This is a genomic window from gamma proteobacterium symbiont of Axiagastus rosmarus (genome assembly GCF_059730925.1).
Map to the genome: position 1 here is coordinate 4,033,873 of NZ_AP035925.1, position 25,566 is coordinate 4,059,438.

A 25,566-nucleotide genomic window follows, 5' to 3' on the forward strand; every position below is an offset into this window, starting at 1 on the left:
CATGCACGTTTTGATTGTTAAAACCTCGTCGATGGGTGATGTGCTGCACACGTTGCCGGCGCTGACCGACGCGATGCAGGCGATTCCCGGCATTCGCTTCGACTGGGTGGTGGAAGAGAATTTTGCGCAGATCCCCGGCTGGCATCCGGCCGTCGATAAAGTCCTGCCGGTGGCGATTCGTCGCTGGCGCAAACACTGGTTTGGCAGCCAGCAGCGCGAAGAGCGCGTGCAATTCAAACGCGAGCTGCAATCACGTCAGTACGACGTGGTGATTGATGCCCAGGGGCTGATTAAAAGCGCCGCGCTGGTGACGCGCCTCGCCAAAGGCATCAAACATGGTCAGGACAGCCGCAGCGCACGTGAACCGTTCGCCAGCTGGTGGTATGACAAGCGTCATGAGATTGGTAAGCAGCAGCACGCCGTGGAACGCACGCGCGAACTGTTCGCCAAAAGTCTGGGCTATGATAAACCGGCCACGCAGGGCGACTATGCCATTGCCGGTCATTTTCTCGCGGCGCAACCGCAGGATAGCCAACCGTACCTGGTGTTTCTGCACGCCACAACGCGCGACAACAAACACTGGCCGGAAGATCACTGGCGCCAGCTCATCGCGCGGGTTCAGCCCACTGGCCTGCACGTCAGGCTGCCGTGGGGCGCCGAACACGAGCACCAGCGCGCGCAGCGGCTGGCAGCAGGGTTTGATCATGCAGAGGTGTTGCCGAAGCTGACGCTGGAGCAGGTGGCGCAGCAGCTGGCGGGCGCCCGTGCGGTGGTCTCAGTGGATACCGGTTTGAGCCATCTGACCGCCGCGCTGGATCGCCCCAACATCACCCTGTTCGGCCCGACTGACCCGGGTCTGATTGGTGGCTATGGCAGGAATCAGCATGCGTTACGGCCCGCTCAGGGCAGCAGCATGGCAGGCATTCAGCCTGACGACGTGATGGCCATGCTGGCTGAGATCGCGCTGTAACGCGATTGGGCGGCTTAGCGCTGCTGTTGCTTCAGCCGGGCAAACTCCGTGAGCGTCATGCCCTGCGTCCGGGTCGCCAGCCAGCTGAACAGGCCTTCCAGATCGTCATACAGGCGTTCAATATCAGCCTCCGTTTTAAACGTGGGGCTGCCATCTGGCATAAACTCGGATGAATGCAGCATGAACTCCACATAGTCGTTGCCCTGTGCGAGCGTCTGTTCTGCCACCTGTTTCATCTGGGCCAGATTCCCCCCCACCGGACGCAGCCAGTTCACTGACGGTCCGCGCTGCCTGCCGCGGATGCCATTCCACATTTTTTTAAGCTGATTGGTCAGTGTGCCGTAGCGATACTGAATGCTCATCGGCAGTTCCAGCAGCGGACCGTTGCCCGGTTTGGAAATATCGTGTTCATCGAGGAAATAAGCGCGATCGGGGAAATGGCTGTAATCCGTTCCGCCCTGTCCCTGCGGTGCACCCTGCGCATTACGCCAGTTCACGCGCGGCGTAACCGAGCAGTCAACCAGATAGCCCTGATCGATCAAGGCGCGGGCGTACACTTCATTGAATGCCCAGCGGCCGGCGCGGTGGCTGGTCATTTTACGCTGAAAAGCGTTCTCCAGCAGATCGGTCATATAGGCGACTTTATCGCGCAGGACGTTTTCAGGATATTCGATCAGATAAGGTTGGTAACGCCACTCATCGTCGGTCAGCGCATATTCAGGTGGACTGTACCAGGCATGTAAATGCATACCGATTTCGCCCTGACCGCGCGCCAGCAGATCGCGCCCGAACTCGACATAAGCCGGGTCACTGGCCATCTCATAGTTGGTCAGCCAGGTCGGTTTAAAAGCGTATTTCTAACACAGCGCCTGGAAGCGCGGTAAAAACCGGACGTTATGGGTAGTGACCTTGCCGCTGCGATTGCGCCACAGGTTATCCCCTTCGGTATCAAGGGTAATTAAAAAGGCAGGTTTTTCCATAACTTATCCGGTGAATTACAGTGTTATAATCGCTATGGTACGCAACGCTCCTGACGGGCGCAAACTTTTCCCATACGGGTTCAGGGGGAAGTCGATAGCGGTATAAGATTAGTTAAACTAGAATAATTTAAACTCTTCACTGGCCTGAATTTTAGCAATTAACCGAGCGCACGTTCGTGTAAAATTACCTGGCCATAAAAATAATTAATTGAATTTTCTTATATTAAGTCCTGATAGCACCGGGAATGATAGCAGCTAAGTCTTTACAGCAGACTGGCATGTAGGGGTAAAAAATTTTGTCGAAACGCATTTTAATGGTGATTGATGGCCTGCCGGGCGGCGGCGCCGAAAAAGTCGTACTGACTCTGGCGGGGGGCTTCCTCAGTCAGGGACACCAGGTTTCGATCTTCTCATTGCGGAAGGTATGTGATTACCCTATTCCGGCTGGCGTGGATTACCAGGTGATTCTTGATCGCTGTAACCACCCGTGGCGCAAGCTGACAGAAACATGGCGCCGCGCGCGTCTGCTGGATCGTGCGGTGCGCGACAGTGAAGCGCGTCACGGCAAATTTGATCTGATCCTCTCTCATCTGCATAAAACTGACCGCATTGTCAGGCAAACGCCTGCGCTCGATGGAGACAGGACCTGGTTCTGTCTGCACGGCGTGTTTTCTGCTTCGTATCTGGCACGTAAAACCGGCTTCTCGCTGTGGCTGAAGCGGCTGAAAATCCGTCACGTTTATCAGGATCGCCAAATCGTCGGGGTTTCGCAGTACGTCATCGACGATATGGTGCAAAACATTGGCGTACAGCCCCGCCAGGCCAAAGTGATCGCCAATCCTTTCGATTTTGACAGCCTCGCCCGGCTGGCCGCTGAACCCTGCCCGTTAGCCGGCACCGATTTCCTGGTGCACGTGGGACGCTTCCATGAAACCAAACGCCATGACCGCCTGCTCGAAGCCTATGCCCTGAGTGGCATCACCGCGCCGCTGGTTTTGCTGGGACAGGGAAGCGAAAAAATAACGCAAAAATTGCGTGAGCAGGCGCAGAATTCAGGCATTGCGGAGCGCGTGCGCTTCGAGGGTTTTCAGCGCAACCCGTATCCCTGGATACGGCACGCGCGCCTGCTGGTGGTCAGTTCCGACAGTGAAGGTTTTGGTAATGTGCTGGTCGAAGCCCTGAGCTGCGGCACCCCGGTGGTCAGTACGCGCTGTCCGGGCGGTCCTGTTTCGATCCTCACCGGCGAACTGTCACGCGGTCTGGCAGAGATGAATGCAACATCGCTGGCAGAAAAAATGCGAGAAATTTATACAACTCCCCCCAGGTTGCAACATCTGGACTTAAGCATTTATAGTTTGAGCGTTGTTTGCCAGCAATACCTGCAGCTTATTCAGGTGGCGGAGACGTCATTTTCAACCACGCAGCACGTTTCAGGTTAACAGGTCCCCCATGACGGTGTGACCGAATCATGGGGATGACTACTTGACGTACGTACTACTGTTTATTCTTTTTTCGCCGGTCAAATGGGTGATGAAGTTTGTCCATGGCCGCACCGGTAAAAACCTGGTGATACAAACCGCTAAAATCGGCGACTATATTAATATCACGCCGTTATTATCCCACCTGGGAAAAAGCGATGCCCTGCTGAGCTATAGTGTCGCCCCGCTGGCTGAACGTGACGCCACGCTGGAGCACATCTGGTATATCGAAGATCATCGCTCCGGTTTGATGAAAAAAATAAAACTGGTATGGCAGCTGCTCAATCGCTACGACAATATTTATTTGCTGCATCCCACCAATCTCAATTTATTTATTGCCGCCTGCTGCAATGCCAGCAACAAACAATTTCTTTCCAGCTATCGGCGCAAAGGCTATCAGGGCCTGTTTTATTTAACGGCCAGCGGCGTGGTTTATCACGAGAAAAATACCTTAACGCTGGAAAATTACCTGAAACTGGCCGATCGCTCTTTTACCAAAGAGAGTTATCCCAAACATGCCACCCTGCCACTGTGGCAACCGGAAACGCTGCCCGCGGAAATTACGCAGGCGCCGGGCATCCGTATTGGTATTAGCGTAACGGCAGGAAATCAGGCCAAAACCATTCCGCCGTTAATCTGGTGTCGGCTTTTCGACCACCTGAGCGATCTCCCCTGCACTTTTTTTGCTTTCGGCGCACCGAATGAACAATCACGCGTTCAGGAGTTGTTTAAAGTTGCCGGTCAGCGAAACAATCTGGTGAGTCTGGTAGGTAAAATTCCGCTCGAGGCGCTGCCTGCCGCCATTAACGAGATGGATTTCTATATCGCCTCGGATTCCGGCAATGTGTATATTGCCGACGCGCAACAGGTACCGGTGATTTTAATTTATGGTCCCTGCTGCGTAGAGGAGCAAAGGCCGCTGGGTGACGTGCTCTTAATTGGCCCGAACCACATCGCGCCCTCTTCGTTTGTGTTCGCTGCGCAATACAAATTTGCCCATCCGGTTGAACAGCTGTTCGAGCTGGATGAACGCAAGCTAAATGATATCCATGATTTTATCCGCACCCGGCAGCAGCAGCGCCTGGCGCGACGGAACAACGAAGAACATGACAGCGCAGCCCGATAACTCATCCCCGCTACTCAGTCTCATTATCCCGATGTTTAACGCTGGTGCTGATTTTACTGGCTGTATCAATGCATTGCTGGCGCAAACCCTGACGTCGCTGGAGATCATCATTGTTGACGATGGCTCCACCGACGGTTCCGGCGAGCGCGCCGACGCGCTGGCGCAGCAGTACCAGCATATTCAGGTGATTCATCAGCCGAACGGTGGCGTGTCGCGTGCGCGTAATGCCGGGCTGGCCGTGGCGCGGGGTAAATACGTCAGCTTTCCCGACGCCGACGACACCATGGACCCGGCGATGTACCAGACGCTGGTCGACATGGCGGAGCGCGATCGTCTGGACGCTGCGCAGTGCAACGCCGAGTGGTTTTTCAAGGCCAGCCAGACAATTAAGCCGATGATTCCGCGGGATCGCCTCACCAGCACCGGCGTGTTAAGCGGGCCGGAGTGGCTCGACAAGGCGCTGAAAACCCGGCGTTACCTGCACGTCGTGTGGCTCGGTATCTACCGCCGTGAGCTGATCGAACAGCTTAATCTGCAGTTTGAACCCGGTCTGCATCATCAGGACATCCCGTGGACCACTGAGTTCATGCTCAACGTACAGCGCGTGCGCTACACCGATCGGGTGCTGTATCGCTACTACATGCACGATGCGTCGATCAGCAACCGCAAGCGCACCGGCCAGCACAACGTCGACTATCAGCGTCACTACCTGAAAATCGCGCGCATGCTGGAAGAGATTAATACGCGCTATCGTCACAAGGTGAAGATTTACCCGAGCTTCCACGCGCAGATTACCCGCGAAGCGCTTAGCGTGTGCCACGCTATCCGGCGCGAACCGGACGCCGCAGCGCGCCAGGCAATGATCGCCGATCTGTTTAGCAGCCAGACGCACAAACGCATGCTGCGCAATGCGCGCGGCGCGCGTCAGTGGTATCAGCTGCTGCTGTGGCTGAGCCGCATTTATCGCTGGCGCAATAAATAAGCGCCCGCCGCGGCTTTAACCCCTCCAGGGTTTGCCCTACAATCAGCTCACTGAATTTTGAGATGATTTGAGTATGGCAAGCCCGATTCCAGCCCACTTTGCACCGCAAAATATTTTGCTGATAAAGCTGCGTCATCATGGCGATATGCTGCTGACCACGCCTGCCATCAATGCGCTGCGCCAGCGCTATCCGCAGGCTAACATTGATGTGCTGCTGTATAAAGAGACGCGCCCGATGCTGGAAGCGCATCCGGCGATCCGTCAGCTGCATATCATCGATCGCAACTGGAAAAAGGAAGGCGGCTGGCAGAAGTTTCGCCATGAGGTCGCGCTGGTGCGGGCGGTGCGCGCCTGCCATTACGATGTGGTGATTAATCTGGCCGATCAGTGGCGCAGCGCCATTATTACCGGCCTGTCTGGTGCGCCGGTGCGTATTGGCTTTGCGTACCGCAAGCGCGACAACGTGTTCTGGCGCTGGTGTCATAACCAGCTGGTTTCCACCGACCGTCACCATCAGCTGCATACCGTGGAACAAAACATGACGGCGCTGCAGCCGCTCGGCATTCCCACCGCCGGGGCGACAGCCTCCATGCATTTCAGCACCGCCGACCAGCAAAAAGTGCAGGATGTCCTCGCTCAGCAGTCGATTACCGGCCCGTTTGTGGTGCTGCAGCCCACCTCGCGCTGGGTTTTTAAGTGCTGGGAAGATGAAAAGGTGGCGCAGCTGATAGATGCACTGGCCGCTGATGGTCGCAGCGTGGTGCTGACCGCCGCGCCCGATCAGAAAGAGCTGGCGATGATCGCCCATATCCAGTCGCTGTGCCGCACGCCGAACGTGGTGTCGCTGGCGGGCCAGCTCTCGCTGCCGCAGCTGGCGGCGCTGATCGACGCGGCACAGCTGTTTATTGGCGTCGATTCCGCACCAATGCACATGGCCGCGGCGCTGCAGACGCCGTGCCTGGCGCTGTTCGGCCCGACCAAGCTGCAGCACTGGCGCCCGTGGGGCGACAATAACCGCGTTATCTGGGCGGGCGACTATGCGCCGCTGCCGTCACCGGATTCGATCAATACCAATACCGAGCAGCGCTATCTGTCTGCCATCCCGGTTGAGGACGTGCTTGCCGCCGCCAGGAGCCTTTTGCATGACTAAGTTACGGCTGGCGATTGTCCGGCAGAAATACCGGCCGGACGGCGGTGCCGAGCGTTTTATCTCACGCGCGCTGGAAGCGCTGGACGGCGAGCAGCTCGATCTCAACATCATTACCCGCAGCTGGCAGGGCACGCCGAACCCGGCCTGGCACCTGCACATCTGCAATCCGGCAAAATTCGGCCGCATTTCGCGTGAACGCGGCTTTGCCCGCGCGGCGCGCGCCTGCTGGGAGCGGGAAAAGTTCGATATCGTACAGAGCCACGAGCGCATCGCCGGCTGCGATATTTTCCGCGCCGGCGACGGCGTGCATCGCGTATGGCTGGAGCAGCGCGCGCGCATTGTTTCGCCGTGGCAGCGGCTGAGCGCCAGCCTGAGCCCGTACCATCGCTATGTGCTGCAGGCGGAAGCGGAGATGTTCAACGCGCCCTCGCTGAAAGCGGTGATTTGTAATTCACACATGGTGAAGCAGGATATTTTGCGTCACTTCGCGCTGGATGCCAGCAAAATCCACGTGATTCACAATGCCATCGATAGCCAGCGTTTTCAGCCTGCCAGCGTCACGCTGCGTCACGCCGCGCGTCAGCGACTCAACCTGCCGCAGGACGCCACGGTGATGATCTACGTCGGCTCCGGCTTCGAACGCAAAGGGCTAAAGGCCGCTATCGAAGCGGTCGCTAATAGCGATCGCTACCTGGTGGTGGTCGGCCAGGACAAACAGCTGGCGCGCTATCAGCAGCTGGCGAACCAGCTTAACTGTCTTGACCGCCTGCGCTTTGCGGGCGTGCAGCAGGACGTTCAGCCGTTTTATCACGCTGCCGATGCGCTGCTGTTGCCAACGCTGTACGATCCGTTCCCCAATGTGGTTCTCGAGGCGATGGCCTGCGGGCTGGCAATCATTACCAGCACCGGCTGCGGCGGCGCAGAATTTATCACCAACGGTGAAGAGGGTTTTGTCTGCGATGCGTTGGATATCAAAGCGTTAAACGAAGCGGTAATCGCAACGCCCGCACTTTCGCACAATCCGGCGCTGGGCGAAGCCGCACGTCGCAAAATTGAACCTTATGGTCCGCAAAGACTGGCGCAGGCGCTGACTTCGCTTTATCAGCACGTCCTGCAAACCCGTTGACGAAGTGGTATGAGCAGGCGGTCAGTTTCTGTTAACATGCCGCCTTTCCTGTGTTTTTTGACGCGAACTGGTCGTAACCTTAACTATGACGACTCTCTATACAGCCCTGCTTTATCTGATTCAGCCACTGATCTGGCTGCGCCTGTGGCTGCGCGGTCGAAAAGCACCGGCCTATCGTAAACGCTGGGCGGAACGCTACGGCTACTGCAGCGGTAAAGTGGCACCGCACGGCATCGTGCTGCACTCGGTTTCGGTCGGTGAAACGCTCGCCGCCGTGCCGCTGGTGCGCGCGTTGCGTCATCGCTATCCGACGCTGCCCATTACCGTGACCACCATGACGCCCACCGGCTCCGAGCGTGCTCAGTCGGCGTTTGGCAAAGACGTGCACCACGTCTATCTGCCGTACGATTTGCCCGGCTCAATTAACCGTTTCCTCGATACCGTCGACCCGCGGCTGGTGATTATCATGGAAACCGAGCTGTGGCCGAACATCATTCGCATTCTGCATCAGCGCCAGATTCCGCTGGTGATTGCCAATGCGCGCCTGTCTGAACGCTCCGCCAGAGGTTATAAAAAGCTCGGCGGTTTCATGCGTGACCTGCTGCAGCGCATTACGCTGATCGCCGCGCAGAACGTTGAGGACGGCGATCGTTTCCTCAGCCTTGGCCTGAAGCGCTCGCACCTGGCCGTGACCGGCAGTCTTAAGTTTGATATCTCCGTTACGCCGGAGCTGGCGGCACGCGCGGTGACACTGCGCCGCCAGTGGGCATCGCGCCGGCCGGTGTGGATCGCCACCAGCACGCACGAAGGCGAAGAGGCCATCGTGCTCGACGCCCATCGCCGCCTGCTGCAACAGTTCCCGGATCTGCTGCTGATTCTGGTGCCGCGCCATCCGGAACGCTTTAAAGATGCCTGCAACCTGACGCAAAAACGCGGCTTCAGCTTTACCCTGCGCAGCAGCGGCGAGATCCCCTCCAGCGCTACGCAGGTAGTGATTGGCGATACCATGGGCGAACTGATGCTGCTGTACGGCATCGCCGATCTGGCCTTTGTTGGCGGCAGCCTGGTGGAGCGCGGCGGCCACAATCCGCTCGAGCCCGCTGCGCATGCCATTCCGGTGCTGATGGGCCCGCACATCTGGAACTTCAAAGATATCTGCGCCCGTCTGCAACAGGCGGAAGGGCTGATTACCGTTACTGATGTGGTGTCGCTGGAAAAAGAAGTGGCGAACCTGCTGCAGGATGACGATTATCGCCGCTACTACGGCCGCCACGCGGTAGACGTGCTGCACCAGAATCAGGGCGCACTGCAGCGTCTGCTACAGTTACTCGAACCGCATCTGCCTCCACGAGCTCATTAACGCATGTCGCAACGCCAACGTCTCTCCGTGGTGATGATCGCCAAAAACGAAGCTGAACTCCTTCCGGAGGCGCTGGCTTCCGTCAGCTGGGCAGATGAAATCATTCTACTGGATTCGGGCAGCAGCGATGCGACCATAGAGGTGGCACGCGCGCACGGTGCGCAGGTCTATCAGGCAGACGGCTGGGCCGGCTTTGGTAAGCAGCGTCAGCGTGCCCAGGCCTTTGCCAGCGGCGATATGATTCTGATGCTGGATGCCGATGAACGGGTTACGCCAGAACTGCGCCGTGCCATTGAGCAGGTGCTAACACAGCCACCCAGCGATAAGGTTTATAGCCTCGGGCGCAGTAATCTGTTTCTCGGCCGCTTTATGCGCCATAGCGGCTGGTATCCCGATCGCGTACTGCGCCTTTATCCGCGCCATCTGGGCTATAACGACAATCTGGTGCACGAATCGCTGGAAACACAGGGCTCGCCGGTGGTGGCGCTGCCGGGTGATTTGCAGCACCTGACCTGTCGTGACCTGATCGCGTTTCAGCGCAAGCAAATGAACTATGCCGAAGCCTGGGCGCAGGAGCGCTTTCAGCGCGGCAAGCGCTGCGGTGTCTTGTCTGTTTTCGGCCACACCGCGGGCGCGTTTCTCAAAACGCTGCTGCTGCGCGCCGGTTTTCTCGATGGTAAACAGGGCTGGATTCTGGCGGTGGTCAACGCACAATACACCTTTAACAAATACTCGGCGCTCTGGGCGCTGCATCACACCTCAACACAGGGCCGCGTATGAGCACTAAAGCGATTTATCCCGGCACGTTTGACCCGATGACGCTGGGCCATCTGGATATCGTCACGCGCGCCGCGCAGATGTTTGATCGCATCGTGCTGGCGATTGCCGCCAGCCCGGGTAAGAAGCCGCTGTTTAGCCTTGATGAACGTGTCGATCTGGCGCGCCAGGTTACGGCCCATCTGCCAAATGTTGAGGTGGTTGGCTTTAGCGATTTGATGGCGAATTTTGCCCTGGCGCAGAACGCGAACGTGCTGGTGCGCGGTCTGCGTGCGGTATCGGACTTTGAGTATGAGCTGCAGCTGGCGCACATGAACCGTCATCTGCTGCCCACGCTGGAGAGCGTGTTTCTGATGCCGTCCGAAGGTTTCTCATTTGTTTCGTCGTCGCTGGTCAAGGAAGTGGCGCGCCATCAGGGCGATGTGCAGGCATTTCTGCCTGCCGTGGTGCATCAGGCGCTGCTGGCGAAGCTGGCGCAGCCGTAATCAGCGCTGGCAGCGTGGACACCAGAAGGTGCTGCGCTGACCGTGTTTACCGCTGAGGATCGGCGTACAGCAGGCGCGACAGGGCTCGCCGGTACGGCCATACACCTGCAGCTGCTGCGCAAAATAGCCTGGCTTACCGTCGGTCTGCAGGAAATCACGCAGCGTGGTGCCGCCCTGCTCAATCGAACGCAGCAGCACGGCTTTGATGGTGTTCGCCAGCAGTTCGGCTTCCGCTTCACTCAGGCTCATCGCCGGACGATCGGGTAAGATCCCGGCGGTAAACAGCGATTCGCTGGCATAGATGTTACCCACGCCCACCACCACTTTGTTATCCATCAGCCACTGCTTGATCACCGTGCGTTTGCCGCGCGACTTTTCATACAGATACCCGCCGCTGAAGGCATCGCTCAACGGTTCCGGACCAAGGTGCGCAAGCACGCTGCTGCCTTCCGGATCGGTAGTCCACAGCCAGGCGCCAAAACGCCGCGGATCGGTATAGCGCAGCACTTTGCCATTGCTCATCACCAAATCGACGTGGTCGTGCTTCGCAGCCGGCAGTTCGCCAGGCAGGACGCGCAGGCTGCCGGACATGCCAAGATGAATGATGATCCAGCCGTGCGGCAGCTCCAGCAGCAGATACTTGGCGCGGCGCTGTACGCTGAGCACCGGCTGGTCGCTCAGCGCGTGGATTTCATGGGAAACCGGCCAGCGCAGACGCGGATTGCGCACAATGGCATGCAGAATGGTTTCTCCCACCAGGTGAGGTTCTATACCGCGTCGGCTGGTTTCTACCTCAGGTAATTCAGGCATCTCATCTCCTCAACGTAGCGCAGAAACAAAAAACCCGGCCGGAGCCGGGTTTTTCGCAAGAACACCAAAATTACTTAATTTTGGCTTCTTTGTAGATCACGTGCTGACGTACAACCGGATCGAACTTTTTCAGTTCCAGTTTCTCAGGTTTAGTACGTTTGTTCTTCGTGGTGGTATAGAAGTGACCTGTACCAGCAGAGGAAACCAGCTTGATCTTCTCACGAATACCTTTAGCCATGATTCAGTTCCTTAGTACTTCTCACCACGGGCGCGGATTTCGGCCAGAACCGTATCGATGCCCTTTTTATCAATAACACGCATACCTTTAGCAGATACACGCAGAGTAACGAAGCGCTTCTCGCTCTCAACCCAGAAACGGTGAGAGTGCAGGTTCGGCAGGAAACGGCGTTTCGTCGCGTTCATTGCGTGGGAACGGTTGTTACCGGTCACCGGACGCTTTCCAGTTACCTGGCAGACTCGTGACATTTCTATTCTCCAAAAATCAAATCAGCTCGAGCTTTAAAAACTAGGTTTTGGCCGCCTCGTCAGGCCTTAGCCCGCCCAGGCGAGTTCCATGTGAACCCGCTAAGCTGGCCCAAACGCCAAACCCGAGATTCTCAAAGGTGGCGTAGTATACGCCGCTAAGCCGAAGTGCTCAAGTCCCGAACAGATAAAGATCCCTCCGGATCGCGCAAAAACGCCGGATTTCTGCCCAGTTGACGCCGCGAATTATAGCCAGCCGCGCTCAGCGAAAGAGGTAAACTCGCCGTGACCAATCACCAGATGATCTAATAAGCGGATATTCAGCAGCGCGCAGGCCTGCGCCACCTTGCTGGTAATCTCGCGATCGGCACGGCTCGGTTCCGCCATGCCGGACGGATGATTGTGCGCCAGTATCACCGCCGCCGCGTTGAGCTTTAGCGCCTCACGCACGATTTCACGCGGATGCACTTCCACGCTGGCAATAGAGCCGGAAAACATCTTCTGCGCCTGCAAAACGCGGTGCTGGTTATCCAGAAACAGCGCCATAAAGATTTCACGCTCCTGATGTGCCAGCACGCTTTGCAGGTAGTGGCGCGTGACCTGCGGATTCTCCATCACATTTTCGCGCGCCAGCTGGCTGGCAAAAAAGCGCCGCCCCAGTTCCGCAATGGCGTGCAGTTGCGTCATTTTGGCGCTGCCGACGCCCTTTATCTGCCCCAGCTCCTCTTTACTGGCGGTCATGATGCGATACAGCGAACCGAATTCATTCAGCATCAGCCGCGCCAGCCCCATCACGCTGTTGCCGCGCGTGCCGGTGCGTAAAAAGATCGCCAGCAGTTCGGCATCGCTTAGCGCCTCGGCGCCCAGCAGCGTCAGTTTTTCCCGTGGTGCCAGTTCCGTCATCGTTCCGCCCTCCCTGCAATGCCGCCATTCTGCGCCGGTGCATTGCTGGCCACCAGCGGCGCGTGACAAATTCCAGAGCCGGCTCGCAAAGGGCGCAGGCAGTGAAAAGGCGGGTCGCCGATTTTGTGATAAAGTTGCCTGCATCTGTCGCGCCAGGCGCGGCACTCTGCGTTGAAGTGAGGCAAACAACATGATGGGATTAGCCGGAAAGAAAATTCTGCTGGGCGTCAGCGGCGGCATCGCGGCCTATAAAGCACCGGAACTGGTGCGCCGTCTGCGTGACCGTGGTGCGGATGTCCGCGTGATGATGACCGATGCAGCCAAAGCCTTTATTACGCCGCTCAGCCTGCAGGCGGTTTCCGGCTATCCGGTGTTTGATGACCTGCTCGACCCGGCGGCCGAAGCGGCGATGGGCCATATCGAACTGGCAAAATGGGCCGACCTGATCGTACTCGCGCCCGCAACCGCCGATCTGATTGCACGCATTACCGCCGGCATGGCAAACGATCTGGTCACCACCGCCTGCCTGGCCAGCGCGGCACCGGTCGCCATCGTGCCGGCCATGAACCAGCAGATGTACCGCGCGGCAGTAACGCAGGAGAATCTGCAGCGTCTGGCACAGCGCGGCGTGCTGATCTGGGGACCGGACAGCGGCAGCCAGGCGTGCGGTGATATCGGACCGGGCCGCATGCTGGACCCGCTGGCCATCGTTGCGCATGCGCTGGAGTGGGCCGCGCCCGTCAACGATCTGCAACATCTCAACATTATGATCACCGCCGGTCCGACGCGTGAAGCGCTGGATCCGGTGCGCTATATCAGTAACCACAGCTCCGGCAAGATGGGCTATGCGGTTGCCGCGGCAGCGGCGAAGCGCGGCGCAAACGTGACGCTGATTTCCGGTCCGGTGAACTTAGCCACGCCCGCCGGCGTGACGCGCATTGATGTCAACAGCGCCCTGGAGATGGAAGCGGCGGTGATGGCGCAAATCAGCCAACAAGATATTTTCATTGCCAGCGCAGCCGTGGCAGACTACCGGGCGGCAAACATTGCCGCAGAGAAAATTAAAAAACAGGGTGGCGATGATAACGTCACGCTGCAGCTGGTGAAGAACCCGGATATTGTCGCAGGTGTCGCGGCGCTCAAAGTGCAGCGCCCTTTCGTGGTGGGATTTGCTGCCGAAACCCAGAATGTGGAAGAATACGCGCGGCAAAAACGGGTGCGGAAAAACCTGGACCTGATTTGCGCCAATGATGTGGCGCAGGCCGGGCAGGGCTTCAATAGCGACACCAATGCTCTTCACCTTTTTTGGCAGGAGGGAGAGAAAGTCTTACCGCTCAGTGATAAGACGCTCCTTGGCCAACAATTAATAGACGAGATTGTCAGCCGTTATGATGAAAAAAATCGACGTAAAAATACTTGATGCGCGTGTAGGCAAGGAATTCCCACTACCCACCTATGCGACCTCTGGCTCCGCGGGTCTCGATCTGCGCGCCTGCCTTGATGACGCACTGGAAATCGCACCAGGCATGACCACGCTGGTGCCAACCGGCCTGGCGATTCACATTGCCGATCCGTCGCTGGCTGCCGTCATCCTGCCGCGCTCCGGTCTCGGTCACAAACACGGCATCGTACTGGGTAACCTGGTGGGCCTGATTGACTCCGACTATCAGGGCCAGCTGATGGTTTCAGTGTGGAACCGTGGCCAGGATAGCTTCACGCTGCAGCCTGGCGATCGCCTGGCTCAGCTGGTGTTTGTACCGGTGGTGCAGGCCGAATTTAACCTGGTGGAAGATTTTGACGCCAGCGATCGCGGCGCAGGCGGTTTCGGTCACTCTGGCCGTCAGTAATACGCTCACTTTTCGCATAGCCATCTTTTTATTTCTTGTCGCCACAGGCCGCTTTATCTGTGGCAGATAAGGCAGTATTGCCTGTTTTTGGTGAATTTCAGGGGTGTTGAAGGTCATGGCAGAAAAAAAAGTCGCGAAACGGAATCGTCGCGAAGAGATTTTGCAGGCGCTGGCGCAAATGCTGGAGTCGGGCGATGGCAGTCAGCGTATCACCACCGCCAAGCTGGCCGCCAATGTCGGCGTTTCGGAAGCGGCGTTATATCGCCACTTTCCCAGCAAAACGCGCATGTTTGATAGCCTGATTGAGTTTATTGAAGACAGTCTGATTACCCGCATCAATCTGATCCTGAAAGATGAAAAAGAGACGATGGCGCGTCTGCGCCTGATCGTGCAATTGCTGCTGGGATTTGGTGAGCGTAATCCAGGGCTGACGCGCATCCTGACCGGCCACGCGCTGATGTTTGAACAGGATCGCCTGCAGGGGCGCATTAATCAGCTGTTTGAGCGTATTGAAGTTCAGCTGCGCCAGGTGATGAAAGAGAAGAAGATGCGCGACGGCGAAGGTTTCCAGACCGATGAGACGCTGCTCGCCAGCCAGCTGCTGGCATTCTGCGAAGGTTTGCTGTCACGCTATGTGCGCTCGGAGTTCCGTTATCGTCCGACCGCCGATTTCGACAGCCGCTGGCCGCTGATTGCCGCACAGCTGGTTTAATACGCACAGCGGATTTGTAGCGGCGCGCTCCAGCACGCAATAAATTGCGCCGCTACGCTATCGTGCGGCGCTGGCGACCGCCGCAAACCTTAAATACCGTACTCTTTGCGATCGCCCCGACCTCCGCCACCAGGTGCGCATCAATGCGCACCCTACCCCCTGGCATCCTGCGACTTTAGGGGCGCCATTCATGGCGACCGCGGCAAACCTTAAATACCATACACTTTGCGATACGCCCCGACCTTCGCCACCAGGTGCTCATCAATGCGCACCCTGTGACCTGGCATCCTGCGACTGTAGGGGCGCCATTCATGGCGACCGCAGCAAACCTTAAATACCGTACTCTTTGCGATACGCCCCGACCTTCGCCACCAGGTGCGCATCAATGCGCACCCTACGCTCAAACATCCTGCTACTGTAGGGTCGCCATTCATGGCGACCGCGGCAAACCTTAGATGCCGTACTCTTTGCGATACGCCTTCACCTTCGCCAGATGGTCGGCCATCTCTGGCTTCTCCGCCAGGTAATCAATCAGCTCGCTCAGCGTAATGATCGCGGTGACCTTGCACTGATAATCGCGCTCCACTTCCTGAATCGCGGAAATCTCGCCACGGCCACGCTCCTGGCGGTCGAGTGAAATCAGCACGCCGGCCAGCGTGGCGTTGTGGGCGTTGATGATGTCCATCGATTCACGAATTGCCGTGCCGGCGGTGATCACATCATCGACCAGCATCACTTTGCCCTGCAGCGGGCTGCCCACCAGTAAACCGCCTTCGCCGTGATCTTTGGCCTCTTTACGGTTAAAACAGTACGGCACATCGCGGTCATGATGATCGGCCAGCGCCACGGCGGTAGTGGTCGCAATCGGAATGCCTTTGTAGGCCGGGCCAAACAGCAGGTCGAAATCGACGCCGCCATCCACCAGCGCCTGCGCATAGAAACGGCCCAGCAGCGCTAAATCGCGCCCGGTGTTGAACAGACCGGCATTAAAGAAATAGGGACTTTTGCGGCCAGACTTCAGGGTGAACTCACCAAACTTCAATACCCCTTTGTTCAGGGCGAACTCAATAAACTGACGCTGCCAGGCTTTCATTTCTCACTCCTCAAATAAAGAAAAGGCGACTCTGTGGTCGCCTGTTACATCAATCAATTAACGCCGCTTTCTGCGCCTGAATCAGCTGCTCAATGCCGCCGCGCGCCAGCGCCAGCAGCTGCAACAATTCGTCATGGCTGAACGGCTCGCCTTCTGCGGTGCCCTGCACCTCAATCATGCGGCCATCTTCGGTCATCACCACATTCATATCCGTTTCTGCGGCAGAGTCTTCGACATACTCTAAATCACACACCGCTTCACCGGCTACGATGCCGACCGAGATCGCCGCTACCATACCTTTCAGCGGGCTGGCTTTCAGTTTACCGGCTGCCACCAGCGCGTTCAGCGCATCCGCCAGCGCCACGCAGGCACCGGTGATTGCCGCGGTGCGCGTGCCGCCGTCGGCCTGAATCACGTCGCAGTCCAGCGTGATGGTGAATTCACCCAGCGCCTGCAGATCAACCGCCGCACGCAGCGAGCGGGCGATAAGGCGCTGGATTTCCAGCGTACGTCCGCCCTGCTTGCCTTTGGCGGCTTCACGCGCCATACGGCTGTGCGTCGAACGCGGCAGCATACCGTATTCTGCGGTTACCCAGCCCTGACCTTTGCCTTTGAGAAAACGCGGCACGCCCTCTTCAACGGTCGCGGTGCACAGGACTTTGGTTTCGCCGAACTCGACAAGAACCGAGCCTTCCGCATGTTTGGTAAAGTGACGAGTGAGGGTTACGGGACGCACTTCAGAAGTGCTACGGCCTGCTGGACGCATGGTTTCTCTCCGGCTTGCTTGGGTTTGGCTGCGCATTATACGGACTTCACAGGCGGCTGTCCTGCCCGCGTGCAGCCAGCGCGTATTACAGCGCCGCGCACACCAGCGAGTCGATACGCGTCACCGGTTGTGTCGCAAAACGATGTTTAAACTTGTCGCGCAGCGCGTTAATGCTTTCGGAGCTGGCCCGATCCGCCGGATGAAGCAGTACCAGTACCTTGCGATTGCCCTGCGGGCCGCGGGCATCGTAAATCGTCAGCGGCGAGGGAAAGTGCGGCGTGATGTCGCGTTCAGCAAACTGCGACCAGGCCGCTGCGCCAGCGGAGGACGGCAGGTCAAACCACAGCGTGGTTTGCATCATCATCTCGCCAGCCCCGCACACGGCCACGGGCGCGGTGTGCGGCGGAATAACCTGCGGGGTGGGCGGAGAAGTCTGACATCCGCTTAACATCATGGCGAAGCCCAGCGGCCTCATCCACTTATTCAACATCTTAGCCTCAGAAGTTGCCTGTCTCATCTGTCACAGCATAGGCCGCCGATGACCATTCCGTCATCATTTTTGCTTTCAGCTGCAGCAGGCTTTCATCTGTCGGATAGAGAGTCAGCGCCTGACGCAGCAGCCTGCGCGAGCGCTGATAGTGACGCAGATGCCACTCAATCATCACCGCATTCCGGAACACGTTGAGATCGTTATGGCGCTCCAGCCACAGCGATGACTGCTGCACAAAGCGCGCCAGCAGGCGCTCATCCCGCGTCTGGTTGTAGCGCATCAGGCAATGCACCATTTCGCCAAACTCATAGCGCTCGCCCTGAATCCACGGATTCCACAGCTGATCGCGTGAAGGATACGAGAGAAACTGACCGCGCTCCGCCTGGGTGAGCAGCGCGTTGGTCTGCAGGCCGCTGAAGAAAAACAGCATCAGCGCAATCGCGCCGCCGGCCATGTTCAGGCGCAGCATGCGCGACGGCAGCCCCGGCGTCGCAGGTTCAATCATTGATCGATCTTCGGGCTGACGTAACGCCAGATGGGTAAGCAGCATCAGCAGCCACAGATGCGGCAGCGATTGATAGAGCGGAAACTCGACCATGGTGTGCAGCATGACGGGCAGCGTCAGACTCCACAGCATCAGGCGCTGCGGCTGACTGCGCCAGCGCCACAGCGGCGTCAGCCATGCCAGCAACACGGCGGTGAAGCCTACCATCGGCAAAACACCGCCTTCCACCCAGCTATACAGCCACTCGTTATGGGGATGGGTGGCGTTGAAATCTTTCAGGTGGATCGCGTCCACCATGCGTATCCGCGAAAAATGATACTCAAACTGACCAAAGCCCCAGCCGCTGAACGGTTTTTCCATGATCATCCGCAGCGTGTATTCCAGCAGCTGCTGGCGCGCCAGGTCGGACGCCGCAAATTCACGCATGCCAGGCGCTAATTCATTGCGCAGCAGCAGGGCGCACAGCACGGCCAGCGCCATCACCATGACGATCCTGATGATTACCGCGCGCTGGCGACGATCGCACACCAGCAGCATCACCAGCAGCGCCAGCGCAAAACCAAACGCACCGGTACGCGACTGCGTCAGAAGCAGTGCCAGGCTGTTGATCAGCACTGCCGGCAACAGCAAGAGGCGGTGCCTGATGTCAGATTGCAGACAGAGCCAGACCGTAGCCGCCAGACCGGTCGCCAGAAAGCTGGCCAGCAAATTGAACTGCTGAAAAATACCGTAAGGGCGAATCTGGCCGGCGTGATAACGAAACTCCATCAGCGTTTGCAGCTGGGCCGGAAAACAGGTTTGCGCAATCGCCAGCAGCGCCTGCAAGGTGCTGAGCAATACGATGCCGGCAATGATTTGCTGACGCTGCTGCCAGAGCTGCGGCATCAGGCCCAGCAGCAGCCACAGAATGAGTATGGCACTGAGCCCCAGTAGTCGGATAACGCCGGTCAGCAGTCCGTTATCGTTCTCCTGCAGGATCACCGCCAGCGCAAAGCAAAACAGCATCAGCAACAGCGCATGCGTCATGACGTTGTCATCAATTAAATCGCGCGGCTGGCGCCAGTTCTTCAACAGCAGCGTGGCTGCCAGCAGCGCGAGGCAGCCTGCAGTGAGCAAATTCAGCGGCAGATCAAAGCCATTGCCACCACTGTTGGGCAGATAAATCAGCGTGGGGAGAAAACAGATAAGGCAGGCCAGCGAAGCGAAAGGGAAAGAAGCGACTTTCTCACCGCACTGTCCCCGACGCCGCCGCTGCAGAAATTGCTGCATCAGCAAAGGCGGCGTGACGCGCGGGTCTCGTCCGGACAGATACCACGACATAAAACAGAGAAAGAGCATAGCAAACCCAATTGCCGAAACAGGCCAAAAACTGTCTCGTTGAATAATGGTTGATAGACTTTGGCTACAGAAAATGTACGGCCAAAAAGCTGTGAATGGTGTGAAAACCCCCGTGAATCATGGTGATTCACACAGCTGTGATGATGAAAAATATTTTCAAACACCGTTAACCGGTGCCGCTTCAGGTTAAGCCGATCTCCCTCTGATAAGTGTTTAACTTTAACCATCATAAAAAGATTAATTAACATTAATATCAATAACGCGGTTTAAAGCATCATCATGGCAGGCTGATCAGCAATGTTGCTGAAGCATTGAATTCACCACCGCTCAGCGGTTGTCCTTTCTTTTTCACCGGGAACACGGTGATAACTTCTGACGCCATGCCGTTGATTAACCGGACAGCAGAAGTGCCCATCGGTTTAAGCAGTTGCCCTTTGTGCTTAACCGCAATACCCAGATCAGGATAGTTGGTGGCGATGAGTTCATCCGAGAAAGAGGTGGTTCCGGCAACTAAGCGTAAATTAACTTCCTGATTTAATGCAGAACTGCATTTGACTTCTAATGGCACATCTTTGTAGTTGGCGGGATTGGACACTGATTCAGAAACGGAGCTTACCGCGATGCGGTCAAATTCAACGTTAATATCCGTGCCGTTATTAATATCGCAGACAATGGGTACCGGAATGATAATGCCGTGAGGTCCGATAACGATTTTTAGCAAGGGTTTTTCGGGTCTCGGAGGATAAGGCGGGCTCATATAACCAATCGTATAAATGGTCACCATCTCTACATCAGGCGGGACAAAAATCGCTCCACCGATAATATCTTTTGTTATAATAAAATCAGTTAAAAGAAATGAAGAAGCCGAAAAAACATCATGAATCATTCCCAGCCCAGGCTTTATTGTCCCACGACCAGGATTTTTATATCTACGGTCCTCGAAAGTCATTGGATAAGGATACCAGCTTGGAGCATAGCCTTGCACCTTCACATCAACATCATCAGTGAGTTTATAATAACCGATATTTGTAGATGAAGGGATAAAATGTGCACCCAGATCAGCCTCAATAAGTAAGTTATACCATTCATATTTACCGGGATTATTACATATGCCAGAAAACCCCCCTAATGATTCATCAAAGAATAACCTGCCGTGTACTCCTTTTACAGGAGATATGCTGTGGCTAGCCAAACGGCCAGATGTCAACACCATTACCGCTAAGGGGTCGGTCCAGCAGGCATAATCAAGACCAGCATGAGCCTGACCGGAGAAGGTGCTCATAAAAATAAATTTTATAATAAATAACACGCATTTTCTTCGCGACAATTTGGTTTTCATAACATAAATACGCATATCCAGTTAAAATAATAAAGACACTTAGCAATTAACAATTGGCTTTGAATTTACTCAGGACACATCCAGCCGTACTAGTCTTCATAAATTCGGCCCATCTTCTTTTTAATTTATTACATTACTGTGACAATTACCGTGGCTGAAGCAGTAAACTCACCACCGGAAAGTTTCGCACCTTTCCTTTTAACCGGCGAGAGTGTAATAGTTTCCAGGGCTTCGCCATTAACCAGCTTTACAGGTGAAGGTTGGTAAGGTTTCATTAGCTGCCCACGGTGAAACACTGCCACACCTAAATCCTTATTACTGGTAGCAATCAGGTCGCTGGAGAAATCGGTTACCCCAGTCGCTAACTGGATTGCTGCGTCCTGATTAAGGAGAGAGTTGCACTTTATGTGCAGGGGTACGTCCTGGCTATATTTGTCATTTACTGGTGCATCAGGAATTTCACTAACCACCATACGACCAAACTCAACATTTAAAGCATTACCTTCATTAATATTACAAACTATCGGCACAGGAATAACAACCCCAAGAGGATCGGTAATAATATGAGCCAAAGGCTTGTCTGGCCGCGGAGGAAGCGGCACAAAAAATCTGTCAACGGAATATAAAGTTGCTACAACTATATTACCTGGTATCACTACTGCCCCACCGATAACATCACGTCGCAATTTAAAATATATAGTTTCGCTCGAAAAGTCTGGACTTTGTGATGAGACATTTCTGCCAACAGGAACGAATGCATCTATAACTCGCATTATATCGTCATTAAAAGTTACGGGAAGATATTTACGACGAGTGCCCGCATTTGTTAAAATCAAGACAGCCACATCAATATCATCAGTTAATTTATAATACCTATTGTTCTGATCAGAAGGAGTTAGCAATGGACCCATGTCACCTTCCAACCAAAGAACATCTGAAAGATTACCCGGAGGTCGCGTGATTTTGCTCTTATTACAAATAACAGGGAATATGCGGGGTAATAAAGTCCTATTGCCCAGGGAGCTTTCTGCACCTTTCTTATAACTATTGAATTTTAACGCCTTAGTATCAAGAACCATTAATTGAGTCGGTTCAGTCCAGCAAGATTCTTCTAACCCTGCTATAGCACTATTCATTCTTATCAAAATAAAACATAAGAAACCGAAAAATATAATTTTACTCATTTGTATAACCATAAGTTATTTTTTACAAATCACCGACGGATTCGCATTATTGCCAATCACATAACGCACATTCTGCAGACGATAAATCCAGCCGTAATTGACATGGCCGGGCGCCAGTCCGGCGGAGATATAGCGCTCAATATTCTGTGGTGAGGCGCGATTGGCGAGATTGTAGGAGATAGCAGTGGTTTCGCTGCGCAGCGCGGCGCCGGAGAAGCTGTGGCGCAGTTCAAAAGAGACATCAACCGGTTCGCGGCGCTGCAGTTGCTGTTGTGGCGAGTAATAACTGATCATGCCGCTGTAATTGCCAGTGGCCTGAAACAGGCTGTTTTGCACTTTCCACTGCCCGTGCGACACCACCAGCTGTCCCGCCTCTCTGGAAATCAGAATCGAATCCGCTTCACAATGGGGAATGCGACGTGACAGCTGATAAATCAGGATGGCCGCCAGTACCAGCGCCAGCATCAGTAATCCCCCCTGCAACACCCAGGTTACTCGGCGACGAAATATATGGCTGACCGACATAACGCATCCTTCTGCTCGATAGGGTTTTGACAGATAAACCAGCTGTAACGGTCAGCCAGCTTGGTGCGGTTGATATAGATATGGCGTTCCTCTTCGGCCAGCTGGATAAAGCGCGCCATGCTGTCACTCACCAGCTGCAGATTTTGATCGATCTCTTCACGCTCGGTGGCGCTGAAGTCGTCCTGGATATACCACTGCCGGCCCTGCACGTGGCGATAGGGTGCATAGGTCACGGTGACCACGTCGCGAATCTCCAGCACCTTAATACCGAGTAAGGCCAGCACCAGTAACAACACCGCGCTGATCAACATGCCGATTAACACCAGCCCGGAACGGCTGCGTGGCGCCGCAGCGGGTATTTCCTCCGCCACAGTGGCGGTGATCGGCGGCGCTATCACCGGCAGCGGCGCCGTGTGCACATGGGTGGTCACCAGAGGCTGAATACGTGCTTCCGACGCAATGCGCGCTTCTTCTACGGCTTCAGCCAGCGGTAAACAGGCTTCCACCCGCACCGACTCATGCAGCCGGTAGCCCTGACGATGAACGGTGACAAAGGTTTCTCCTTCAACCCGCAGTTGCAGAAACTGTTTGCGCAGCATCGATAGCATCTGGCGCAGCGAGTTTTCCGTCACGTGCACCCCCTGGCTACGCCAGCCCTCATCCAGCAGCGTTTCGTGGCTAATGACCTCACCCGGCTTTTGCAGAAACAGCGCCAGGCAGCGTGCGCTGCTCTGGTTGAGCAGCAGCTCGTTATCATGCCGATCGCGCAACAGGCGCCGATCCGGGTCAAACGTGATATGTTGATTTATCAACCACATAACAGGCACTCAGGGATAGTTCAGATAAAAAGTAGCAATCGCCGATACGTTGCCAGGCTCAATGGTGCGCTCGGCAATCGCGCTCGCCGAAGCCTGCAGCCAGGCACTGAACTGCAGCTGGTTGTCGCCCTGCTGCAGCGGAAAATGCATCACGCCGCGGTTAATGGGCACCAGCTTTCCGTCCGCATCACTCAGGCCAATGGCCACGCCTTTGGCACCGGCATCACCGGCCAGCGCCAGCAGATCGGGCTGCTCGGCATCGGCAATGCCGTTGAACACCAGCTCGACGTCTTTACCCAGTTCGGTATCACAACCGCTCAGACGCATCACCAGCGGACGCGCCGGCGTGCGCGGATTCTGATACAGCGATTTCGCGACGATATCGCCAAAGTTGAGTTCCAGCTGCTGCTGATCCGGCTCCAGCGAACAGGGTTCCGCCACCAGCGTGCCGTGCAGCTGCATCTCTATCGCCTGTGCCTGTGACACCAGCAGCCATCCCAGTACCAGCATTACGCCCGCTCTCATCGCCTCTCCTTACTGATATTCCAGCAGCAGCGCCGCGCTGGCGGTGAACTCCCCACCCTCCAGCGTCACGCCCGGCTGCTGTACCGGCACCGCGCCGAGATCGAGTGTGCCGGGGAAAACAATCGGCAACGTGCTGTTGACCGCCAGCGGCTTGCTGGCCAGATAAAAGCGAATACCCAGCGCACTCACACTGCTGAGCAGCGCGCTGCTGTCGAAACCGGAAGCGGTACCGGTCAGACGCACCTGCAATGCCGCCCCCGGATCCTCGGTGCACTTGACCGGTATCGCCTTACGCTGCAGATAGTTGACGCCATCGATCTTTTTCACGCTCAGCGCATCGCCAAACTCAATCATCAGGCTTTGGTTGTCATTCAGCGTGCAGGGCGGATTCTCAATCAGCGTACCGTGCAGGCGCAGCTCCACCGCATGCAGCGGCCAGCAGATGCACAGCAGCAGGCTACCGATCAGCAGCCTGCTGTAATACTTCATCAACGGAACAAGTCGATGCTTAGTCATAGTTCACCTGTAACTGACCGCTGGCTGACCAGGCACCCGGCTGCAGCGGCAGCGCGGTGCGTTCCTCAACCGTCAGCCAGCTCAGCACATTGCTGCCAGCGCTGAGCGGCACGCGCAGATTGCGGAAGGTGGGCGGCAGCGGCTGATGGTTCTCATCAAACAATTGCAGGCCCACGCCGTCAGAGCCCTGTACGCGAATCAGCTGCGGGTCGGCCAGACTTTGCGGGGCAAAAAAGTCGATGCTGATGGACGGCACATGTTGCAGCCATAGCGGATCGGCGACATTGCGGATACTGTACGGACAGTCCTGCAAATGCAGCGTTAACGCCTGCTTCATCACCTGCTCGCCGACCTGTTGCAGCGCGGCGGTCGGCGTGGTATCGAGGCCAGCCGCCTGATCATTGTTACCGACGTCAAGCCAGCATGGACTCTCCTGCAGCGCGCCATACACATGCACCACGCCGTTGGTTGCTGCCTGCAAAGTCAGGCTCAACAGCGTCAGCACCAGCAACAGCACACGCATCGCTTACTGCTCCACCTTGTTACTGACGACGCTGCAGCTGTCGCCGGCACACTTCAGCGCCAGCGTTGGACGGCCGCCGTAGTCGTTGATGTAGGTTAATAGCGGCGCGCTGCCCAGTTCTGCTGCGTTCACGCCCAGATCGATACTGGTTTTTGGCGCGACCATGACCGGTTCAAAGCTCTTCTTCAGCGACTGGCCTTTCGCTGGCTGTGCATCCACCAGCGTAATGAAGTAAGGCGTGGGATTATTCAGCTGGTAGCGTGCACCCTTGCGCGTCAGCGTCAGTTTTTCCTGCCATGGCGTCACCACTGACGGATTGCTCACCACGATCGCTTCCGGGCGATAGAACAGCTTGATACGCGTCTGCAACGCGATTTGCAGCACGTTGCTCTTCTCGCTGCGCGGCGGGATTTCACGCATGCTGAAATAGAACACCGATTCACGATCCTGTGGCAGCGCCTTGATGGCTGGCAGCGCCTGCACTTTCACCACGCTGCGTTCGCCCGGTTCGACGCGCTGCACCGGCGGCAGCAGCACCAGCGGTGACGTAATTTTTTTACCACTGCTGTCTTCTATCCAGCCCTGCGCCAGATAAGGCAGCTGCTTGTTTTCATTGCTGATATTCAGTGAGACGTTTTTTTCGTTACCGTTAAAAATGACCCGGGTGCGATCAAGCGCAATCGCCGCGTGAGCCTGCAGCGATAGCGTCAGCGTGGAGAGCAGCAAGGCGCCGCTCAGCGTTTTTACCAGCATGA

The 25,566-nt window shown here is 56.3% G+C and carries 28 protein-coding genes and 1 pseudogene; 12 read left to right on the forward strand and 17 right to left on the reverse strand.

Features of this window, described 5'->3' with window-relative positions; translation table 11 throughout:
- Position 1: 1 nt before the first annotated feature.
- Complete coding sequence (gene rfaC, locus AC6I8F_RS18990; RefSeq protein ID WP_166712389.1) at positions 2-970, forward strand: lipopolysaccharide heptosyltransferase RfaC; 969 nt, start codon at positions 2-4, stop codon at positions 968-970.
- A gap of 14 nt (positions 971-984) precedes the next feature.
- Here rfaC and AC6I8F_RS18995 read toward each other — a convergent pair.
- Positions 985-1,950: pseudogene (locus tag AC6I8F_RS18995) on the reverse strand (polysaccharide deacetylase family protein).
- Positions 1,951-2,264: 314 nt separating this feature from the next.
- Between AC6I8F_RS18995 and AC6I8F_RS19000 the strand changes: the two are divergent.
- The 8 genes from AC6I8F_RS19000 (at position 2,265) to coaD (ending at position 10,434) form a co-directional block, all read left to right on the forward strand.
- Positions 2,265-3,389: a glycosyltransferase gene (locus AC6I8F_RS19000; protein WP_058759422.1), complete on the forward strand. Its 1,125-nt coding sequence runs from the start codon at positions 2,265-2,267 to the stop codon at positions 3,387-3,389.
- Positions 3,390-3,432: 43 nt separating this feature from the next.
- Positions 3,433-4,554, forward strand: a complete 1,122-nt coding sequence (locus AC6I8F_RS19005; RefSeq protein ID WP_058759423.1) for a glycosyltransferase family 9 protein — start codon at positions 3,433-3,435, stop codon at positions 4,552-4,554.
- Positions 4,535-5,536 (forward strand): glycosyltransferase, encoded by a 1,002-nt coding sequence (locus tag AC6I8F_RS19010; RefSeq protein WP_343464616.1) that lies wholly within the window; start codon positions 4,535-4,537, stop codon positions 5,534-5,536. Before AC6I8F_RS19005 ends, AC6I8F_RS19010 begins: the two co-directional genes overlap by 20 nt.
- Positions 5,537-5,609: 73 nt before the next feature.
- On the forward strand, positions 5,610-6,686 hold the full coding sequence (gene rfaQ / locus AC6I8F_RS19015) for a putative lipopolysaccharide heptosyltransferase III (protein WP_166712395.1): 1,077 nt from the start codon (positions 5,610-5,612) through the stop codon (positions 6,684-6,686).
- On the forward strand, positions 6,679-7,812 hold the full coding sequence (locus AC6I8F_RS19020) for a glycosyltransferase family 4 protein (protein ID WP_413676076.1): 1,134 nt from the start codon (positions 6,679-6,681) through the stop codon (positions 7,810-7,812). The genes rfaQ and AC6I8F_RS19020 overlap by 8 nt, the downstream gene beginning before the upstream one ends.
- An 85-nt stretch (positions 7,813-7,897) precedes the next feature.
- A complete protein-coding gene (gene waaA / locus AC6I8F_RS19025; RefSeq protein WP_021507071.1) occupies positions 7,898-9,172 on the forward strand; it encodes a lipid IV(A) 3-deoxy-D-manno-octulosonic acid transferase in 1,275 nt (424 codons plus the stop codon).
- Positions 9,173-9,175: 3 nt separating this feature from the next.
- Positions 9,176-9,952: a glycosyltransferase family 2 protein gene (locus tag AC6I8F_RS19030; RefSeq protein ID WP_498028353.1), complete on the forward strand. Its 777-nt coding sequence runs from the start codon at positions 9,176-9,178 to the stop codon at positions 9,950-9,952.
- Positions 9,949-10,434 carry a pantetheine-phosphate adenylyltransferase gene (coaD, locus tag AC6I8F_RS19035; protein ID WP_498028354.1) on the forward strand — a complete coding sequence of 162 codons (486 nt, stop codon included), beginning with the start codon at positions 9,949-9,951 and terminating at the stop codon, positions 10,432-10,434. Before AC6I8F_RS19030 ends, coaD begins: the two co-directional genes overlap by 4 nt.
- Here the strand turns inward: coaD and mutM are convergent, their stop codons facing one another.
- From mutM to radC, 4 genes are all read right to left on the reverse strand, one after another.
- Positions 10,435-11,244 (reverse strand): bifunctional DNA-formamidopyrimidine glycosylase/DNA-(apurinic or apyrimidinic site) lyase, encoded by an 810-nt coding sequence (gene mutM, locus AC6I8F_RS19040; protein ID WP_498028355.1) that lies wholly within the window; start codon positions 11,242-11,244, stop codon positions 10,435-10,437.
- 70 nt (positions 11,245-11,314) lie between these two features.
- Positions 11,315-11,482, reverse strand: a complete 168-nt coding sequence (gene rpmG, locus AC6I8F_RS19045) for a 50S ribosomal protein L33 (protein ID WP_001051798.1) — start codon at positions 11,480-11,482, stop codon at positions 11,315-11,317.
- An 11-nt stretch (positions 11,483-11,493) separates the two neighbouring features.
- A complete protein-coding gene (gene rpmB / locus AC6I8F_RS19050) occupies positions 11,494-11,730 on the reverse strand; it encodes a 50S ribosomal protein L28 (protein WP_010616494.1) in 237 nt (78 codons plus the stop codon).
- 243 nt (positions 11,731-11,973) lie between these two features.
- Positions 11,974-12,630, reverse strand: a complete 657-nt coding sequence (gene radC / locus AC6I8F_RS19055; RefSeq protein ID WP_021507076.1) for a RadC family protein — start codon at positions 12,628-12,630, stop codon at positions 11,974-11,976.
- A 190-nt stretch (positions 12,631-12,820) separates the two neighbouring features.
- Between radC and coaBC the strand changes: the two genes are divergently transcribed.
- The 3 genes from coaBC to slmA all read left to right on the forward strand — a co-directional run bounded on the left by coaBC (position 12,821) and on the right by slmA (position 15,189).
- A complete protein-coding gene (gene coaBC / locus AC6I8F_RS19060) occupies positions 12,821-14,050 on the forward strand; it encodes a bifunctional phosphopantothenoylcysteine decarboxylase/phosphopantothenate--cysteine ligase CoaBC (RefSeq protein ID WP_497998099.1) in 1,230 nt (409 codons plus the stop codon).
- Positions 14,019-14,477 (forward strand): dUTP diphosphatase, encoded by a 459-nt coding sequence (gene dut, locus AC6I8F_RS19065; RefSeq protein WP_031279631.1) that lies wholly within the window; start codon positions 14,019-14,021, stop codon positions 14,475-14,477. The genes coaBC and dut overlap by 32 nt, the downstream gene beginning before the upstream one ends.
- 115 nt (positions 14,478-14,592) lie before the next feature.
- Positions 14,593-15,189, forward strand: coding sequence for a nucleoid occlusion factor SlmA (gene slmA, locus AC6I8F_RS19070; protein ID WP_021507079.1), 597 nt, complete (start codon positions 14,593-14,595; stop codon positions 15,187-15,189).
- A gap of 451 nt (positions 15,190-15,640) precedes the next feature.
- Here the strand turns inward: slmA and pyrE are convergent, their stop codons facing one another.
- From pyrE to AC6I8F_RS19130, 12 genes are all read right to left on the reverse strand, one after another.
- Positions 15,641-16,282, reverse strand: coding sequence for an orotate phosphoribosyltransferase (gene pyrE / locus AC6I8F_RS19075; protein ID WP_021507081.1), 642 nt, complete (start codon positions 16,280-16,282; stop codon positions 15,641-15,643).
- A 49-nt stretch (positions 16,283-16,331) separates the two neighbouring features.
- Complete coding sequence (gene rph / locus AC6I8F_RS19080) at positions 16,332-17,048, reverse strand: ribonuclease PH (protein WP_021507082.1); 717 nt, start codon at positions 17,046-17,048, stop codon at positions 16,332-16,334.
- An 85-nt stretch (positions 17,049-17,133) separates the two neighbouring features.
- Positions 17,134-17,412 (reverse strand): DUF3574 domain-containing protein, encoded by a 279-nt coding sequence (locus AC6I8F_RS19085; RefSeq protein WP_282954996.1) that lies wholly within the window; start codon positions 17,410-17,412, stop codon positions 17,134-17,136.
- A gap of 133 nt (positions 17,413-17,545) precedes the next feature.
- Entirely contained in the window at positions 17,546-19,381 is a 1,836-nt protein-coding gene (locus AC6I8F_RS19090; protein ID WP_132466134.1) for a PglL family O-oligosaccharyltransferase, read from the reverse strand.
- 277 nt (positions 19,382-19,658) lie between these two features.
- On the reverse strand, positions 19,659-20,720 hold the full coding sequence (locus AC6I8F_RS19095) for a fimbrial protein (RefSeq protein WP_498028356.1): 1,062 nt from the start codon (positions 20,718-20,720) through the stop codon (positions 19,659-19,661).
- Between the two features lie 128 nt (positions 20,721-20,848).
- Positions 20,849-21,904 (reverse strand): fimbrial protein, encoded by a 1,056-nt coding sequence (locus AC6I8F_RS19100; RefSeq protein ID WP_158251412.1) that lies wholly within the window; start codon positions 21,902-21,904, stop codon positions 20,849-20,851.
- A 15-nt stretch (positions 21,905-21,919) separates the two neighbouring features.
- On the reverse strand, positions 21,920-22,429 hold the full coding sequence (locus tag AC6I8F_RS19105; RefSeq protein WP_127833493.1) for a hypothetical protein: 510 nt from the start codon (positions 22,427-22,429) through the stop codon (positions 21,920-21,922).
- Positions 22,396-23,247, reverse strand: coding sequence for a winged helix-turn-helix domain-containing protein (locus tag AC6I8F_RS19110; RefSeq protein ID WP_241798854.1), 852 nt, complete (start codon positions 23,245-23,247; stop codon positions 22,396-22,398). Before AC6I8F_RS19110 ends, AC6I8F_RS19105 begins: the two co-directional genes overlap by 34 nt.
- A gap of 9 nt (positions 23,248-23,256) precedes the next feature.
- Entirely contained in the window at positions 23,257-23,772 is a 516-nt protein-coding gene (locus tag AC6I8F_RS19115) for a fimbrial protein (RefSeq protein WP_132466149.1), read from the reverse strand.
- Between the two features lie 9 nt (positions 23,773-23,781).
- Positions 23,782-24,288: a fimbrial protein gene (locus AC6I8F_RS19120; RefSeq protein WP_081035969.1), complete on the reverse strand. Its 507-nt coding sequence runs from the start codon at positions 24,286-24,288 to the stop codon at positions 23,782-23,784.
- Positions 24,281-24,811, reverse strand: coding sequence for a fimbrial protein (locus AC6I8F_RS19125; RefSeq protein ID WP_132466155.1), 531 nt, complete (start codon positions 24,809-24,811; stop codon positions 24,281-24,283). Before AC6I8F_RS19125 ends, AC6I8F_RS19120 begins: the two co-directional genes overlap by 8 nt.
- 3 nt (positions 24,812-24,814) lie before the next feature.
- Entirely contained in the window at positions 24,815-25,564 is a 750-nt protein-coding gene (locus AC6I8F_RS19130) for a fimbria/pilus periplasmic chaperone (RefSeq protein ID WP_104094259.1), read from the reverse strand.
- Positions 25,565-25,566: the final 2 nt, after the last annotated feature.

What these genes read in the sequence shown, in the direction of transcription:
- rfaC (WP_166712389.1), top strand. Translation starts at nt 2, where the DNA reads ATGCACGTTTTGATTGTTAAAACCTCGTCGATGGGTGATGTGCTGCAC.
- AC6I8F_RS19000 (WP_058759422.1), top strand. Translation starts at nt 2,265, where the DNA reads ATGGTGATTGATGGCCTGCCGGGCGGCGGCGCCGAAAAAGTCGTACTG.
- AC6I8F_RS19010 (WP_343464616.1), top strand. Translation starts at nt 4,535, where the DNA reads ATGACAGCGCAGCCCGATAACTCATCCCCGCTACTCAGTCTCATTATC.
- rfaQ (WP_166712395.1), top strand. Translation starts at nt 5,610, where the DNA reads ATGGCAAGCCCGATTCCAGCCCACTTTGCACCGCAAAATATTTTGCTG.
- AC6I8F_RS19020 (WP_413676076.1), top strand. Translation starts at nt 6,679, where the DNA reads ATGACTAAGTTACGGCTGGCGATTGTCCGGCAGAAATACCGGCCGGAC.
- waaA (WP_021507071.1), top strand. Translation starts at nt 7,898, where the DNA reads ATGACGACTCTCTATACAGCCCTGCTTTATCTGATTCAGCCACTGATC.
- AC6I8F_RS19030 (WP_498028353.1), top strand. Translation starts at nt 9,176, where the DNA reads ATGTCGCAACGCCAACGTCTCTCCGTGGTGATGATCGCCAAAAACGAA.
- coaD (WP_498028354.1), top strand. Translation starts at nt 9,949, where the DNA reads ATGAGCACTAAAGCGATTTATCCCGGCACGTTTGACCCGATGACGCTG.
- mutM (WP_498028355.1), bottom strand. Translation starts at nt 11,244, where the DNA reads ATGCCTGAATTACCTGAGGTAGAAACCAGCCGACGCGGTATAGAACCT.
- rpmG (WP_001051798.1), bottom strand. Translation starts at nt 11,482, where the DNA reads ATGGCTAAAGGTATTCGTGAGAAGATCAAGCTGGTTTCCTCTGCTGGT.
- rpmB (WP_010616494.1), bottom strand. Translation starts at nt 11,730, where the DNA reads ATGTCACGAGTCTGCCAGGTAACTGGAAAGCGTCCGGTGACCGGTAAC.
- radC (WP_021507076.1), bottom strand. Translation starts at nt 12,630, where the DNA reads ATGACGGAACTGGCACCACGGGAAAAACTGACGCTGCTGGGCGCCGAG.
- coaBC (WP_497998099.1), top strand. Translation starts at nt 12,821, where the DNA reads ATGATGGGATTAGCCGGAAAGAAAATTCTGCTGGGCGTCAGCGGCGGC.
- dut (WP_031279631.1), top strand. Translation starts at nt 14,019, where the DNA reads ATGATGAAAAAAATCGACGTAAAAATACTTGATGCGCGTGTAGGCAAG.
- slmA (WP_021507079.1), top strand. Translation starts at nt 14,593, where the DNA reads ATGGCAGAAAAAAAAGTCGCGAAACGGAATCGTCGCGAAGAGATTTTG.
- pyrE (WP_021507081.1), bottom strand. Translation starts at nt 16,282, where the DNA reads ATGAAAGCCTGGCAGCGTCAGTTTATTGAGTTCGCCCTGAACAAAGGG.
- rph (WP_021507082.1), bottom strand. Translation starts at nt 17,048, where the DNA reads ATGCGTCCAGCAGGCCGTAGCACTTCTGAAGTGCGTCCCGTAACCCTC.
- AC6I8F_RS19085 (WP_282954996.1), bottom strand. Translation starts at nt 17,412, where the DNA reads ATGATGATGCAAACCACGCTGTGGTTTGACCTGCCGTCCTCCGCTGGC.
- AC6I8F_RS19090 (WP_132466134.1), bottom strand. Translation starts at nt 19,381, where the DNA reads ATGCTCTTTCTCTGTTTTATGTCGTGGTATCTGTCCGGACGAGACCCG.
- AC6I8F_RS19095 (WP_498028356.1), bottom strand. Translation starts at nt 20,720, where the DNA reads ATGAAAACCAAATTGTCGCGAAGAAAATGCGTGTTATTTATTATAAAA.
- AC6I8F_RS19100 (WP_158251412.1), bottom strand. Translation starts at nt 21,904, where the DNA reads ATGAGTAAAATTATATTTTTCGGTTTCTTATGTTTTATTTTGATAAGA.
- AC6I8F_RS19105 (WP_127833493.1), bottom strand. Translation starts at nt 22,429, where the DNA reads ATGTCGGTCAGCCATATATTTCGTCGCCGAGTAACCTGGGTGTTGCAG.
- AC6I8F_RS19110 (WP_241798854.1), bottom strand. Translation starts at nt 23,247, where the DNA reads ATGTGGTTGATAAATCAACATATCACGTTTGACCCGGATCGGCGCCTG.
- AC6I8F_RS19115 (WP_132466149.1), bottom strand. Translation starts at nt 23,772, where the DNA reads ATGAGAGCGGGCGTAATGCTGGTACTGGGATGGCTGCTGGTGTCACAG.
- AC6I8F_RS19120 (WP_081035969.1), bottom strand. Translation starts at nt 24,288, where the DNA reads ATGACTAAGCATCGACTTGTTCCGTTGATGAAGTATTACAGCAGGCTG.
- AC6I8F_RS19125 (WP_132466155.1), bottom strand. Translation starts at nt 24,811, where the DNA reads ATGCGTGTGCTGTTGCTGGTGCTGACGCTGTTGAGCCTGACTTTGCAG.
- AC6I8F_RS19130 (WP_104094259.1), bottom strand. Translation starts at nt 25,564, where the DNA reads ATGCTGGTAAAAACGCTGAGCGGCGCCTTGCTGCTCTCCACGCTGACG.